Consider the following 13,298-nt stretch of genomic DNA (forward strand, 5'->3'; position numbering starts at 1 on the left):
GGGCCCGGAGTCCGGCGGGCCTGGAGGCTGGTGCGATGGTCGTCCACGACACCGACGCCTGTCCCCCGGCCGGCGACGGGCCCGCGCGGCAACGCGAGATCCGCGAGGAGATCCTCCGCCTGCGCGCCCTGCTGCGCGAGGCCCGGCGGCCGCGGCGGACCGCCCCGGCGGCCGAGCCGTCCGTCATCCCGCCACCGGTTCCCGCCCCCGACTGGGAGACCCGGCTCGCCACCGCCGAGGAGCTGAACGCGCAGCTGCGGGCGAGCGAGGCCTTCACCGCGCGGCTCCTCGCCGCCAGCCGCGACGACATCCAGGTGCTCGCCCTCGACGGCACGGTCCAGTGGCGCAGCGAGGGCGGCCGGGCGAACGCCGCCGAAGCGGAGGCTCGCACCCCGTGGGCGGAAGCCTGGCCCGAGCCCACCGACCGGCGGGCCGCGGACCTCGCATTGGCCGCCGCCCGGGCCGGTCGCACGGGACGCTTCCGTGCGCCCTCCGGCCCGCCCGAGTCCCCGCGCTGGTGGGACGTGGTGGTCTCGCCGATCCAGGGCGCGGACGGCGCGCCCGAGCGTCTGCTGACGGTGGCCCGCGACGTGACCGAGGCGCACCGGGCCGAGGAGCAGCAGGCGCTCCTGATGCAGGAGATGGCCCATCGGGTGAAGAACACCCTGGCCCTCGTCCAGGCGGTCGCCGCCCAGACGCTGCGCAGCGCCACCAGCCTCGAGGCCGCGACCGACGCCTTCAACGGCCGCCTGATGGCGCTGGCGGACGCCCACGACGTGCTGATCCGCGGCGCCTGGGCGGAGGCCGACCTCGCGGCCGTCGTGGCGGGCGCGATGGCGCCGCATATCGACGCGGTGCAGGACCGCTGCGCCGCCGTCGGGCCTCCCGTGGCGCTCGGGCCGCGGGCGGTCCTCACCCTGTCGCTGATGCTGCACGAACTCGCCACCAACGCGGCGAAGTACGGTGCCCTGTCGAGCCCGACCGGGCGCGTCGCGATCGCCTGGACGATCCTCGATGCCGCCCCGCCGCCCGCGGGCGACGGACGGGCCATGCTGCGCCTGCATTGGCGGGAGAGCGGCGGTCCCCCGGTCGTGCCGCCCACCCGCTGCGGCTTCGGCTCGCGGCTGATCGAGCGCAGCCTGGTGCACAGCTTCGGCGGGAGCGTCGCCCTGCGGTTTCCGCCCGAGGGCGCCGAGATGGAGCTGGAGGCGCCGCTCGCCGCGCTCCAGGACGGCGCGGCCTGAGGCCCATCGGCGCCGCCGATCCGTCTCCCGGCCGTGCTTGACCCGGGGAATGCGGACCCATAGGCACCATCCCTTCGGCCGCAACCATCCGCCCCCGCCCGCATTGCCCGCGATGACATCTGATCCGGACCGACCGCCCCAGGAGCTTCTCCATGGAGAAACCCGTCAGGGCGAAGACCTGCGCCGGGAGGAGGCCGACGCCCCGCCGGTGGTGCTCCTCGTCGAGGATGACGGCCTTCTGCTGATGGAGGCCGCCGACACCCTGGCGGAAGCCGGCTTCACCGTGCTGGAGGCGCCCCACGCCGACCAGGCGCTCGCGGTGCTGGAGAGCCGCGCCGACGTCGAGGTGCTGATGACCGACGTCGACATGCCCCTCGGCTCGATGAACGGCTTCGCCCTCGCCCGCCTGGTCTCGCGGCGCTGGCCGCGGATCCCGGTGCTGGTGGTCTCCGGCATGGGCAGCCCCGGCCCCCACGACATGCCCCCCGGCGCCCGCTTCATCCCCAAGCCCTACGCGCCCTCGGCCCTGGTGCGGACGTTGCACGCCACCGTGCGCCGCGCCGCCTGAGCCGCCCCTTCCACGGACGACCCCGATGACCGACCCGACCAAGCCGCGCCCCACCGAGCTGCATTTCGCGACCCGGGCGGTCCATGCCGGCACCGCCCCCGACCCGGCCACCGGCGCCCGGGCGCAGCCGATCTACTTCACCAACGGCTTCGTGTTCGAATCGAACGAGCAGGCCGCCGACATCTTCGCCATGCGGGCGACCGGGTTCTCCTATTCCCGCGGCTCGAACCCGACCGTGGCGGCCCTGGAGCGCCGGGTCGCCTCGCTGGAGAGCGCCAAGGCGGCGGTCGCCGTGGCCTCGGGCCAGTCGGCGATGCTGCTCGTGCTGATGACGCTGATGCGCTCGGGCGACGCCTACGTCGCCTCCTCGCGGCTGTTCGGCGGCTCGCTCGGCCTGATGCGGCGGCTCGAGGGCCGCTACGACCTCGTGCCGCAATTCACCCGGGGGCTGACGCCGGAGGATTTCGAGGCGGCGATCACGGACAAGACCCGGGCGGTCGTCTGCGAGTCGATCGTGAACCCCTGCGGCACGGTGATCGACCTCGAAGGCGTCGCCGCGGTGGCGCACAAGCACGGCCTGCCGCTCATCGTCGACAACACGCTGGCCTCCCCGGCCCTGATCCGGCCGATCGAGCACGGCGCCAACATCGTGGTCCACTCGACCTCGAAGTTCCTGTCGGGCTCCGGCACGGTGATCGGCGGCATCGTCTGCGACGGCGGCCGCTTCGACTGGAAGGGCACCGGCCGCTACAACCTGATCAACGAGCCCTGGCCGGACTATGACGGGCTCGTCGTCTCCGAGCGCTTCCCCGAGACCGCCTTTGCGGTCGCCTGCCGCCTGTTCGGCCTGCGCGATCTCGGCCCGGGCCTGTCGCCGATGAACGCCTTCCTGACGCTCACCGGCACCGAGACCCTGCCGCTGCGCATGGAGCGCCACTGCGCCAACTCGCGCGCCGTCGCGGCCTTCCTGAAGGACCATCCGAAGGTCGCCTGGGTCAGCTACCCGTCCCTGCCGGGCCAGCCCGGCGAGGCGATGGCGAACCGCTATTCGCCGATGGGCGCCGGCTCGATCTTCACCGTGGGCTTCAAGGGCGGCGAGGCGGCCGCGCAGAAGTTCATCACCGGGCTCAACCTGATCTCGCACCTCGTCAATATTGGCGAGATCAAGTCCCTGGCGATCCACCCGGCGACCACGACCCACCGCCAGCTCCCCGCCGCCGACAAGGAGGCCGCCCGGGTCGGCCCCGACACGGTGCGGCTGTCGATCGGGCTCGAATCGGTCGAGGATCTGATCGCCGACGTGGCGCAGTCGCTGGACGCGCTCGCCTGAGCCCGGGCGCCTGTGCCGAGATCAGTGAATTTTCGATCGACCAGGAGTTTGCTTGAGTGACGGGGCCGATGTCTCGAAAGGGGCTTTTCCCCACTTCGCGACCTTATCCTGAGGTGTCGGTCGATTGAAAATCGACTGACCTCGAAGGAGGCCCCCAGCCAGCGGAGAGATTGCTGGAACCTTCCTTCGAAGTCGGTCCATCATCGATGGACTGACACCCCAGGATGAGGTCGGGAACTGGCTGCCGTGACCTGGTCCGGATTCGGGCCGAGCCTCCCGAGACCGTCCCATCCCGCCGTGCAGCGCGGACGGGACGGTCCCCGGATTCTGCTCAGGGCGTCGGCTGGGTCCGGCGCGGGCGCACGGTCCAGCGCTCGAAGGCCGGGGCGCCGTCGTCGCGGGCGGCGTCTCCGCCCGGGACCGCGGCGCCGAGGGCCTGCGACAGGCTCTCGATCACGTCGTCGATGCGGGTGTCCTGCGGCGGCTCCGGCGGGGGTGGGGGCGGCGCGGGCTCGTGGGCGGGCTCGGCTTCGGCCTGGGGCGGCGGGGGCGCCGGCTCATGGGCCGGTTCCGGCACCGGCTCGTGGACCGGCTCGGGCTCCGGCGGCGGGGGCGGGGGCGGCTCGGGCGCCGGGGGCGTCGCGATGCGGCGCAGCGCGCTCGCCATGCCGGCCTCCTCGCCGCCGCTTCGCGGCGCGGCGTAGCGGCCGAAGCCGTAGCGCGGTTCGATCAGGTCGAGCACCGCGTCGAGGGCGGCGTTGGACAGGCCGATCTCACCGGGCTGCGGCACGCCCTGGAGCGCGATGCTGCGGCCCTCGTAGCCCGGGTCGGCGGTGACCTCGGGGCCGAACCACGGCGGCGCCGGGAAGCCGTTGGCCTCGTCGGGGTTGTCGAACGTCACCGTCACCACGTCGATGGTGCCGGGGGCGACGTAGCGGTCGATCAGGGCGTCGCGGCCGTTGCCGAGCGCCACCTGGGTGCGGTCGTAGGCGGCGCGGCCGGCGCAGACGTCGAGGAGCGCGTCGCCGTGGGCGCGGGGCACCTCGGTGCGCTCCTCGGTGGCGGCGCCGCCGTCGGAGGTGACGAGGACGAGGTGGCACTGGCCGCCGTCGACGCGCACGAACGAGGTGCGGCCCGACTGGGACGGGAAGTAGCCTTCGGTGATGCGGGAGGAGCCGCGCTCCTTGCGGATCAGGCGGACCAGCGCCGGCGCGACCTGGAAACGTCGTACGAGGGTCATACGCTCAACTCCACGGGGGTCGCGGCCTCAACGACCGCGATCGGCGTCAACTCTCGCGTATCGGCTCAACGGGACAACGGAATCAAGGCCGGGACGGTGATGTCGCGGATTTATTGACCGTTTTCGCGTCACGGAGCGCCCATGCGGGGCATCATTCCAGGCTCGCGGCGATCAGGGCCTCGGCGGCGACGGCGAGCGAGCGGTTCGGCCCCTCGGCCCCGAAGATCTGGCCGCAGGCGAAGGCGCCCTCGATCAGGAGCAGCAGGGCGTCGGCGAGGGGCTCCGGCGTCCGGGCGCCGATCGTGCGGGCGACCTCGGCGAGGCGGGCGTGCAGGGCGCGCTTGCTGGCGAGCACCGCGGCGCGGGCCGGATGGTCGGCCTCCGGGTACTCGACGAGGGCGTTGGTGAGGCCGCAGCCGCGAAAGCCCGGCCGGGCGCTGCGCCCGGCGATGCCGGACAGGAACGCCACCAGGCCCGCCCGCGGGTCGCCCGGATGGGCCGCCAGCGCCTCGTCGAGGCGCCGGCGCAGGCCGGCGTCGTAATCCTCCAGGCAGGCGACCACCAGGGCGTCCTTCGAGGCGAAGCCGCGGTAGAGGCTCGGCTTCGTCACCCCGGCCCGGGCCACGATCTCGTCGACCCCGACGCCGCGGATGCCGCGGCTGTAGAAGAGTTCGCGGGCGGCCGCCCGGATCCGGTCGCCGGCCCGGGCCGGCCCGCTCCCGTCGCGCCCGTCCCCCGAGGTCCCGTCCGCCATCCCCGTCACTCCCATCCTGCGCCCGATGCCCTTGACGATGTTACTGACCGGTACGTACCATGTTAGCACGATTCGGGGAGGGGTGTCCCAGCATGAGTTCGACCGTGTCGCCGCGAGGCATCGCCCCGCCGAGGCCCCGGCCCTTCGGCCGCAACTACGCCTTCGTGGTGGTGGGGGTGATCTTCCTCTGCCTGCTCGCGGCCGCGGGCCTGCGGGCCTCGCCCGGCGTGCTGATCCTGCCGCTCGAGCAGGCCTTCGGCTGGAGCCGCTCCACCACCTCGTTCTCGGCCGGCCTCGGCATCTTCCTGTACGGCCTCGTCGGGCCGTTCGCGGCGGCCCTGATGCAGAGCTTCGGCATCCGCCGCACGCTGCTCTGCGCGCTCGCCCTGATGTCGGCCTCGACGGCGCTGAGCGCGCTGATGACCGAGCCCTGGCACCTCGTCGCCACCTGGGGCGTGCTGTCGGGCCTCGGCAGCGGCTGCGTCGCCATCGTGCTCGGCGCGACCGTGGTGAACCGCTGGTTTGCCGTGCGCCGCGGCCTGTTCATGGGGCTTCTGACCGCCAGCACCGCCACCGGCACGCTGATCTTCCTGCCGGGCCTCGCGGCGATCGCGCAGGCCGGGGGCTGGCGCCCGGTGGTGCTCACGGTGGCCTGCGCCGTCGCGGCCCTGATCCCGCTCGTCGCCTGGCTTCTGCCGGAGCGACCCTCCGATATCGGCCTCACCCCCTACGGCGCCGCCCCCGGCACCGTCGCCGAGCCGCCGCGCCGCGCCAATCCGTTCCGGGCCGCGATCGACGGGCTGGTGCGGGCGAGCGCCAAGGGCGATTTCTGGCTCCTGTTCGGCACCTTCTTCATCTGCGGGCTCACCACCAACGGGCTGGTCGGCACCCACCTGATCTCGTTCTGCGCCGACCAGGGCATTCCCGAGGTGCGGGCCGCCGGGCTCCTGGCGATGATGGGCATCTTCGACCTCATCGGCACCACCGGCTCGGGCTGGCTCACCGACCGCTACGACCCGCGGAAGCTCCTGTTCGTCTATTACGGCCTGCGCGGGCTGTCGCTGATGGCGCTGCCCTTCACCGACTTCTCGTTCTACAGCCTGTCGATCTTCGCGGTGTTCTACGGCCTCGACTGGATCGCCACGGTGCCGCCGACGGTGCGGCTCGCCAACGAGACCTTCGGCGAGCGCGACGCTCCGATCGTGTTCGGCTGGATCGCCGCCGGCCACCAGCTCGGCGCGGCGACCGCGGCCTTCGGCGCCGGCCTGGTGCGGGCCTCGGAGGGCCGCTACCTCGAGGCGTTCCTGGCCGCCGGCCTCACGGCTCTCATGGCCGCGCTGATGTCGCTGATGATCGGCCGGATGCGCCGGGCGGCGCCGGTGGCGGCGGCCTGACGGGGGCGGCCCGCCCGTCACGGATGCAGCGCCGCCCCCTTCGTCGCCTTGTCGACGTCCTTCTTCGGGCCGTGGAGGGCGAGGCCGACGAGGTCGGGCGCGTCGGCGGGCTCGGCGCGGAAGACCTCGCGGTTGGCGGCGTCGTGCCCGGTCTCGAACATCGCCCGGACATAGGCGCTGCGGGTGAGGTCGCGCTGGATCGCCTGCTGCCAGGCCCGCTGCAGCACCTCGGCGGAGGCGGAAAAGATCAGGATCGGCTGGCCGAGGAGCCGGGCATGGGTGCGCCCGGCGGCGTCGCGGTAGGGCTCGCCCATCGCCTGCGGCACGGCACCGGCGATGCCGGTCGCCAGGAAGGCGGTGACGTTCAGCTTCTGCCACACGGCGAGGTCGTCGCGGACCAGGATGGCCACCTTGGTGTCGAACATCGAAACGCTCCCTGCGGGGGTGATCGACCGCAGGGCTAGTCGAGCGCGGCTCCACCGTCTGGAACGTCCGTGCGCCCGCGCCGGTAGGCGGCGGGGGTGAGGCCGTAGGCGCGGCGAAACCAGCGGCCGAGATGGCTCTGGTCGGAAAAGCCCGCCATCAGCGCGGCTTCCGCCGGCGGCACCCGCTCGCGCAGCAGGGCGCGGGCCCGGACGAGGCGCAGCTCGACCAGGCAGGCATGGGGCGAGGTGCCGAAGCGCCGCCGGAACGCCCGGGCGAGCTGGAACCGGTCGGCGGCGCCGACCGCCCGGGCGAGCGCGTCGAGGCCGAACGGCGTGGCGGCGTGGGCGTGCAGGTAGTCGAGCGCCCGCTCGGCCAGGGCGGGATCGCCGTCGGGGACCGGGCGGGGTGCCGCGGCGCCGAGATGGCCGCGCAACCCCTCCGCGAGGTCGTCGAGCGCCGCGTCGGTCGCGAGCGGCGAGGCGGCACCGAACACGGCGCGGCAGGCCCGGTCGATCGCCGCGCCGAGATGCCGGTCGTCGGCCAGCGTGGCGCGAAAGCCGAGAGGCCCGTCGTGGCCGCCCATCCGGTCGCGCAGCCAGTCCTGCGGCAGGTAGAGCATGCTGTAGCGAAAGCCCGCCGCGCGCAGGGCCTGCCCGTCGTGACGCTCGCCGGGCTCGATCAGGATCACCCGCCCCGCCGTGCTCTGGCGCCGGGCCCCGCGGCAGAAGAAATCCTGGACGCCGTCATGGGTGACGCCGACCAGCCACTCGTCGTGGTGGTGCATGTCGTAGGCGTGGCCGTGGAAGCGCGCCGTCACCGCCTCGACGCCGCTCGCCGCGTCGCGCCGCAGGTGGACGACGTCGCGGGACGGTGCGGGCTTCTCACCCACGGCGTCGCCCGCGATGCTCATGCCGCCACCCGCACGGCCCGGCCGACGGCGAGCGCCAGCACCAGCCCGACGCCCAGCATCGGCACCGCCAGCGCCTCGAGCCCGTGAGCACGATAGGCCAGTCCTCCCGCCACCGCGCCCGCGACCAGCGCCAGCCAGGTGCAGGCATCCGGCAGCCAGCCGAGGGCGGGGCCGATCCGGGTCGCGGCCTGGGCCAGGGTGTGGCTGAGGCTGAACAGCGTGCCGGTGACGAAGGTGACGCCGGGGCGGAAGCCGGCGCTCCGGCGCAACGCCGCGTTCTGTGCCCCCATGGCGGCGGCGAGGAGCGGCGCCACGGGACCCTGCGCGGGGCCGAAGGCGAGGGACAGGGCGGCGGCCAGGAGTGCCGCCTCGACCGCCAGCACGGCGGCCGGCCCCCAGCGGCCGGGGGTGCGCAGCGACACCACGCTGCCGCAGAAGCCGCCGCCGAGGAACGACGCGAACAGGAGGCCGATCTCCCAGGCGACCGGGTGGCCGGCTTGCGCCAGCGAGACCGCGAACTGGGTCGAGTTGCCGCTCATGAACGAGGTGTAGAGCCCGTCGAGCCGCAGGAAGCCGACGGCGTCGACGTAGCCGGCGGCGGCGGTGAGCAGCAGGCCGCCGGCGATGTCGAGGGGAGGGGTTTCGCGCATGGGAGGAGGGCGTCAGGTTGCGGGCGCCCCACTCTCCTCCGACAGCGCGCGCCGCACCAGCATCAGGTCGGGGTCGGAGGGGTCGGTCCTCACCGTAAAGCCGAGCTTGCGGCACATCGCCAGCATGGTGGTGTTCTCGCGCAGCACCTGGCCCTCGACGTGGCGCAAGCCCTCGGCCCGGGCCCAGTCGAGCATCAGCCCCATCAGCGACCAGCCGAGGCCGAGGCCCTTGAGATCGGAGCGGACCAGGATCGCGTACTCGCCGGTCTCGTGGTTGGCGTCGGCGTGGAGGCGCACCGCCCCCATCATCGTGCCGGTGGCCTCCTCGGTCGCCACGAAGGCGATGGCGCGGGCGTAGTCGAGCTGGGTCAGGCGGGCCAGGAAGGCGTGGCTGAAGTCGCGCACCGGCGCGAAGAAGCGCAGGCGCAGGTCCTCGGCGCTGACCTGCTTGAAGAAGACTTCGAACAGCCCCTCGTCCTCGGCCCGCACCGGGCGGACCAGGATCGCCTGCCCGTCGAGCACGATGCGGCGCTCCCAGGCGCGGGGATAGGGCCGCACGGCGAAGCGCGCGTGGCTCGGGCCGGTGCCGGCATCGCGCCGGCGCTCCGCCGGCAGGGGCGCCACCGCCGCGCGGGCATCGAGGGCGATGACGCCGTCCCGGTCGGCCAGCAGCGGGTTGATGTCGAGCTCGCGCAGCTCCGGCAGGTCGGCGGCGAGCTGGCCGAGCTTGACCAGCACCAGGGCGACCGCCGCCTCGTCGGCCGCCGCCACGTCGCGATAGGCCTTGAGCCGGCGCGCCACCCGGGTCCGCCCGATCAGGTCGGCGGCGAGCCGCCGGTCGAGGGGCGGGAGCGCCAGCGCCCGGTCGTCGATCACCTCGACGGCGGTGCCGCCGCGGCCGAACACCACGACGGGGCCGAAGACCGGATCGTCGACGAGGCCGGCGATCAGCTCGCGCGCCTGGGTTCGGCGCAGCATCGCCTGGACGACGAAGCCGGTGATCCGGGCCTCGGGCCGCTCCTGCGCCACCCGGGCCAGCATCTCGGCGGCGGCCTCGCGCACCGCCGCCTCGCTGGTCAGCCCCAGGCGCACGCCGCCGACGTCGGACTTGTGCACCACGTCCGGCGAGGCGAGCTTGAGCGCCACCGTGCCGCCCGCCGCGATGATCGGCCAGGCGGCCTCCGCGGCGGCGTCGGCGGCGGCGGCGAGCGTCACCGGCTGGGCCGGGATGCCGTAGGCCGCGAGCAGGTCCGCCATCTCGCGGGGATCGAGCCAGGTGCGGCCCTCCGCCAGCACCCGGTCGACGATCGCCCGGGCGGCGCCGGCATCCGGCACGAGGTCGTCAGGCAGCACCGCCGGGGTGGTGGTGAGGTCGTCCTGCGCCTCGCGGTAGCGCACGAGGTGGGTGAAGCCCTCGACCGCGTCGGCATCGGTGGCGAAGCGCGGGATGCCGGCCTGGCTCAGGATCTCGCCGGCGGCCTCGTCGCCCACCGTGACGGCGAAGACCGGGCGGGCCCGGAACGCGCCCTTGCGCCCGCGCTTCACCGCCTCGACGATGTCGCTCGCGACCGCGCTGCCGCCCGAGAGCGCGGTCGGCACGTTGATGACCAGCACCGCATCGTTGTCGCGATCGGCCATCAGGGCCTCCAGCGCCGCGGCGTAGCGCGGCCCGTCGGCGTCGGCGCCGATATCGACCGGGTTGCGCCAATCCTGCGGGCCGGTGCCCGACACCGCGGCGGCGAGCCGCGCCCTCGTCTCCTCCGAGAGGCCGGCGAGGGAGCCGCCGAGATCGATCAGCCGGTCGACCGCGATGGCGCCGACGCCGCGGCCGTTGGCCAGGATGGCGAGGCGCCGGCCCGGGAAGGGCCGCTGGCGACCCAGCGTCTCGACCGCCGAGAACATCTCGTCGAGGTCCTGGACCCGCAGCAGGCCCGCCCGCCGGAAGGCGGCGTCGTAGACCGCGTCGGTGCGCGCCAGGATGCCGGTATGGGTGATCCCGGTGTGGGTGAGGACCGGAGGAGCGGCGCGGCCGTCGGCGATCCGGGCGGCGTCGTGGCGGCCGGAGCGGATCACCACCACGGGCTTCGCCCGGGCGGCGGCCCTGGCCGCCGACATGAATTTCGGCGCGTCGGTCACGGTGGCGATCGACAGGAGGATCGCCCGGGTGCGGATGTCGGCGGCGAAGTGGTCGAGGCAGTCGGCGATGTCGACGTCGAGGGCGTTGCCGAGGGAGACGATGCCCGAGAACCCGGTGCCGCGCCCCTGGGCCCAGGCGACGATGCCGGCCGCCACGGTGCGCGACTGCGAGATCAGCGCCAGGTCGCCGGGGAGCGGCGCCCGGGCGAGCAGGCTGGCGTTGAGCGCGCTGCCCGGCACGGCGAGCCCCATGCTGTCGGGCCCGACGAGGCGCAGGGAATGCCGCCTTGCCGCCGCCCGCGCGGCCTCCGCCAGCGAATCCGGCCCGCTGCCGAGGCCGGTAGTGATGACGACCGCCGCCCCGCAGCCCTTGCGGCCGGCGGCCGCCACCACCTCCGGCACGGTCTCGGGCGGGGTCACGATCACCACGAGGTCGGCGGGCTCGGGCAGGTCGGCGAGGTCGGCGAAGGCCTGGACGCCGTCGACGCTGTCGTGGCGCGGGTTCACCGGCCAGATCGGACCGGCAAAGCCCGCCTCGCGCAGGTTGCGCAGGATCGCGGCGCCGAACGCGTTCGGCCGCGCGCTCGCGCCCACCAGCGCCACGGAGCGCGGGCTGAGGAGCCTGTCGAAGCGGTAGGTGCTCATGCGGGTCCAGCAATCCGGGTCGGCGGGGGCGGGCGGCCACGTCGGAGGGGTCGCCCCGGCAGGTAGGGCGGGGCGGGCCGCAGGTCACGGGAGACGGCACGAGCGACCCGCGCCGCGCAATGAGCAGGAAGGCAGGCGGGCCGGCGCAGATGCATCATGGTGCATTGCAATATGTTTCTATTGCGTCGCACAATAGTGAATGCTTTATTGACGTCTCCCGGCAGATCCCGGCTTTCCGGATGCGCATCTCGCGCCGGACAGAACTCCTGGACCACCGATGCGTCTCATCGCCCTCTCCGCCCTCGGTCTCGTTCTCGCCACCGCGGCGGGTGCCTCCGAGCTGACCCCGCGCCAGTCGCACAGCCTCGATCTCGGTCCGGTGCGCGGCTCGGCCTACTACACCGTCGAGAAGGACGGCCTGCGCGTCGTCGCCACCCTGGCGCCGACCGACGCGACCGCCGCCACCCCGCTGCGCGTCATCACCACGCTCGCCTCCGACCAGGTCGTCAGCTTCTCGGTGCCCGGCACCCAGGACGGCGCGGCCGCCTCGGTCGCCTTCGCGCGCCGCGGCAACCGGGTCGAGGTCGCCTCGACCGGCTACTGAACCGATCCGCACCCGCGGGCCGGAAGAGATCCGCGGGTGCGCGGCGGTTTCCCTGCCGCTGCGGCGCCGTGCGCCGCTTGTCTTGTCGGCCGATCTTTGCCACCTGTCCGCCGTCTGAAAACGACCTCGCGCACGGGCCCCAAGGATCACGCCATGCCGACCCTCTCCCCCTTCTGGCGCAACGGCGCGCTCGCCCTCGGGCTCCTCCTGCCGGGTGCCGCGCTCGCCCAGGCGCCGGCCCCCGCCGCCGCTCCCGCCGCCGCCCCGGCCCAGTCCCCCGACACCGTCGTGGCCAAGGTGAACGGCGCGACCATCACCGCCGGCGACCTCGCGGTGGCGGCCGACGACCCGGCCCTGTCGCTGCCCGGCGTCGACGAGGCGCAGAAGCGCAACCTGCTCGTCGACTACATGGTCGACCTGAAGATCGGCGCCCAGGCCGCCGAGAAGGACAAGGTGGCCGAGAGCCCCGACTTCACCCGCAAGCTCGCCTATTTCCGCGACAAGCTCCTCCTCGACGAGTACCTCGAGCGCGAGGCCAAGAAGGCCGTCACGCCCCAGGCCGCCAAGGCGCTCTACGACGAGACCGTCAAGGCGATGAAGCCCGAGGAGGAGGTCCACGCCCGCCACATCCTCGTCGACAACGAGGCCGAGGCCAAGAAGATCGCCGCGCGCCTGAAGGCCGGCGAGGACTTCGCCAAGGTGGCGGCCGAGACCTCGAAGGATCCCGGCTCCAAGGCCGAGGGCGGCGACCTCGGCTGGTTCACCAAGGAGCGGATGGTCGCGCCCTTCGCCGACGCGGCCTTCAAGCTCGAGGCCGGCAAGATCTCCGACCCGATCAAGACCCAGTTCGGCTGGCACGTCATCAAGGTCGAGGAGAAGCGCAGCAAGCCGGTGCCGAGCTTCGACGAGATGAAGGAGCAGGTCGAGGCCTACCTCACCCGCAAGACCCAGCAGGACATCATCACCAAGCTGCGCGAGGGGGCCAAGATCGAGCGCGTCGGGGCCACCCCCGCGGCTCCGGCGCCCGCGCCGAAGGCGGACGAGAAGAAGTAAGACGCGACTTCGTGTGATGGAAAGCCCCCGGACGCACGGCGTCCGGGGGCTTTTTGCTGAGAAACCCTGCCGATCCCCAGCACGCGACGGAAATCTTACCCCATGCGTCATTCGGTCGAGCAGATTTCTATTGGTTCGGTCGATGGTACACGACAGGATCGTTCACATGTGACGTCGGCCTGTCCGATCTCGAACCTCATCCTGAGGTGTTAGTCGATCTTTGATCGACTGACCTCGAAGGAGGGCTCCAGAAATCTCGGAGACTTCTGGAGCCCTCCTTCGAGGCTCCCTGCGGTCGCACCTCAGGATGAGGTCGCGGTTGGGAAAGCCACGTACCGTCAGGC

At 73.5% G+C, this 13,298-nt stretch carries 12 protein-coding genes; 6 read left to right on the top strand and 6 right to left on the bottom strand.

The window, feature by feature from the left end; genetic code table 11:
• Positions 1 to 35: 35 nt before the first annotated feature.
• The 3 genes from BMX97_RS18515 (at position 36) to BMX97_RS18525 (ending at position 3,142) form a co-directional block, all read left to right on the top strand.
• The gene (locus tag BMX97_RS18515) at positions 36 to 1,244 is read left to right on the top strand and encodes a sensor histidine kinase (protein WP_091752804.1); all 1,209 of its coding nucleotides are present in this window, start codon (positions 36 to 38) and stop codon (positions 1,242 to 1,244) included.
• A 112-nt stretch (positions 1,245 to 1,356) separates the two neighbouring features.
• Entirely contained in the window at positions 1,357 to 1,812 is a 456-nt protein-coding gene (locus BMX97_RS18520; RefSeq protein ID WP_091752805.1) for a response regulator, read from the top strand.
• 25 nt (positions 1,813 to 1,837) lie between these two features.
• A complete protein-coding gene (locus BMX97_RS18525) occupies positions 1,838 to 3,142 on the top strand; it encodes an O-acetylhomoserine aminocarboxypropyltransferase/cysteine synthase family protein (protein ID WP_091752806.1) in 1,305 nt (434 codons plus the stop codon).
• A gap of 331 nt (positions 3,143 to 3,473) precedes the next feature.
• On the opposite strand, the gene BMX97_RS32930 is transcribed toward BMX97_RS18525, so the two are convergent.
• On the bottom strand, positions 3,474 to 4,382 hold the full coding sequence (locus BMX97_RS32930) for a CYTH domain-containing protein (protein WP_091752807.1): 909 nt from the start codon (positions 4,380 to 4,382) through the stop codon (positions 3,474 to 3,476).
• A 151-nt stretch (positions 4,383 to 4,533) separates the two neighbouring features.
• Positions 4,534 to 5,136 (bottom strand): TetR/AcrR family transcriptional regulator, encoded by a 603-nt coding sequence (locus BMX97_RS18535; RefSeq protein WP_091752808.1) that lies wholly within the window; start codon positions 5,134 to 5,136, stop codon positions 4,534 to 4,536.
• Positions 5,137 to 5,228: 92 nt separating this feature from the next.
• Between BMX97_RS18535 and BMX97_RS18540 the strand changes: the two genes are divergently transcribed.
• Positions 5,229 to 6,530, top strand: coding sequence for an MFS transporter (locus BMX97_RS18540; RefSeq protein WP_091752809.1), 1,302 nt, complete (start codon positions 5,229 to 5,231; stop codon positions 6,528 to 6,530).
• 17 nt (positions 6,531 to 6,547) lie between these two features.
• Here BMX97_RS18540 and BMX97_RS18545 read toward each other — a convergent pair whose 3' ends face one another.
• The 4 genes from BMX97_RS18545 to BMX97_RS18560 are packed head-to-tail and all read right to left on the bottom strand — an operon-like array spanning position 6,548 to position 11,297.
• A complete protein-coding gene (locus BMX97_RS18545; protein ID WP_091752810.1) occupies positions 6,548 to 6,955 on the bottom strand; it encodes a DUF2000 domain-containing protein in 408 nt (135 codons plus the stop codon).
• Positions 6,956 to 6,990: 35 nt separating this feature from the next.
• Entirely contained in the window at positions 6,991 to 7,866 is an 876-nt protein-coding gene (locus BMX97_RS18550) for an AraC family transcriptional regulator (protein WP_091752811.1), read from the bottom strand.
• On the bottom strand, positions 7,863 to 8,516 hold the full coding sequence (locus BMX97_RS18555) for a YoaK family protein (protein ID WP_091752812.1): 654 nt from the start codon (positions 8,514 to 8,516) through the stop codon (positions 7,863 to 7,865). The genes BMX97_RS18550 and BMX97_RS18555 overlap by 4 nt, the downstream gene beginning before the upstream one ends.
• 12 nt (positions 8,517 to 8,528) lie before the next feature.
• Entirely contained in the window at positions 8,529 to 11,297 is a 2,769-nt protein-coding gene (locus BMX97_RS18560) for a bifunctional acetate--CoA ligase family protein/GNAT family N-acetyltransferase (RefSeq protein WP_091752813.1), read from the bottom strand.
• Between the two features lie 277 nt (positions 11,298 to 11,574).
• Here BMX97_RS18560 and BMX97_RS18565 point away from each other — a divergent pair, with 277 nt between their 5' ends.
• Both BMX97_RS18565 and BMX97_RS18570 read left to right on the top strand, forming a co-directional pair.
• Entirely contained in the window at positions 11,575 to 11,901 is a 327-nt protein-coding gene (locus BMX97_RS18565; RefSeq protein ID WP_048429779.1) for a hypothetical protein, read from the top strand.
• A gap of 153 nt (positions 11,902 to 12,054) precedes the next feature.
• Positions 12,055 to 12,954 (top strand): peptidylprolyl isomerase, encoded by a 900-nt coding sequence (locus tag BMX97_RS18570; RefSeq protein ID WP_091752814.1) that lies wholly within the window; start codon positions 12,055 to 12,057, stop codon positions 12,952 to 12,954.
• Positions 12,955 to 13,298: the final 344 nt, after the last annotated feature.

Source organism: Methylobacterium sp. ap11 (genome assembly GCF_900110515.1).
GTDB classification, from domain to species: Bacteria; Pseudomonadota; Alphaproteobacteria; order Rhizobiales; family Beijerinckiaceae; genus Methylobacterium; species Methylobacterium ajmalii.

Coding starts and splice junctions, on each gene's coding strand:
- BMX97_RS18515 (WP_091752804.1), top strand. CDS start 36: ATGGTCGTCCACGACACCGACGCCTGTCCCCCGGCCGGCGACGGGCCC.
- BMX97_RS18545 (WP_091752810.1), bottom strand. CDS start 6,955: ATGTTCGACACCAAGGTGGCCATCCTGGTCCGCGACGACCTCGCCGTG.
- BMX97_RS18560 (WP_091752813.1), bottom strand. CDS start 11,297: ATGAGCACCTACCGCTTCGACAGGCTCCTCAGCCCGCGCTCCGTGGCG.
- BMX97_RS18550 (WP_091752811.1), bottom strand. CDS start 7,866: ATGAGCATCGCGGGCGACGCCGTGGGTGAGAAGCCCGCACCGTCCCGC.
- BMX97_RS32930 (WP_091752807.1), bottom strand. CDS start 4,382: ATGACCCTCGTACGACGTTTCCAGGTCGCGCCGGCGCTGGTCCGCCTG.
- BMX97_RS18555 (WP_091752812.1), bottom strand. CDS start 8,516: ATGCGCGAAACCCCTCCCCTCGACATCGCCGGCGGCCTGCTGCTCACC.
- BMX97_RS18535 (WP_091752808.1), bottom strand. CDS start 5,136: ATGGCGGACGGGACCTCGGGGGACGGGCGCGACGGGAGCGGGCCGGCC.
- BMX97_RS18570 (WP_091752814.1), top strand. CDS start 12,055: ATGCCGACCCTCTCCCCCTTCTGGCGCAACGGCGCGCTCGCCCTCGGG.
- BMX97_RS18565 (WP_048429779.1), top strand. CDS start 11,575: ATGCGTCTCATCGCCCTCTCCGCCCTCGGTCTCGTTCTCGCCACCGCG.
- BMX97_RS18520 (WP_091752805.1), top strand. CDS start 1,357: ATGACATCTGATCCGGACCGACCGCCCCAGGAGCTTCTCCATGGAGAA.
- BMX97_RS18525 (WP_091752806.1), top strand. CDS start 1,838: ATGACCGACCCGACCAAGCCGCGCCCCACCGAGCTGCATTTCGCGACC.
- BMX97_RS18540 (WP_091752809.1), top strand. CDS start 5,229: ATGAGTTCGACCGTGTCGCCGCGAGGCATCGCCCCGCCGAGGCCCCGG.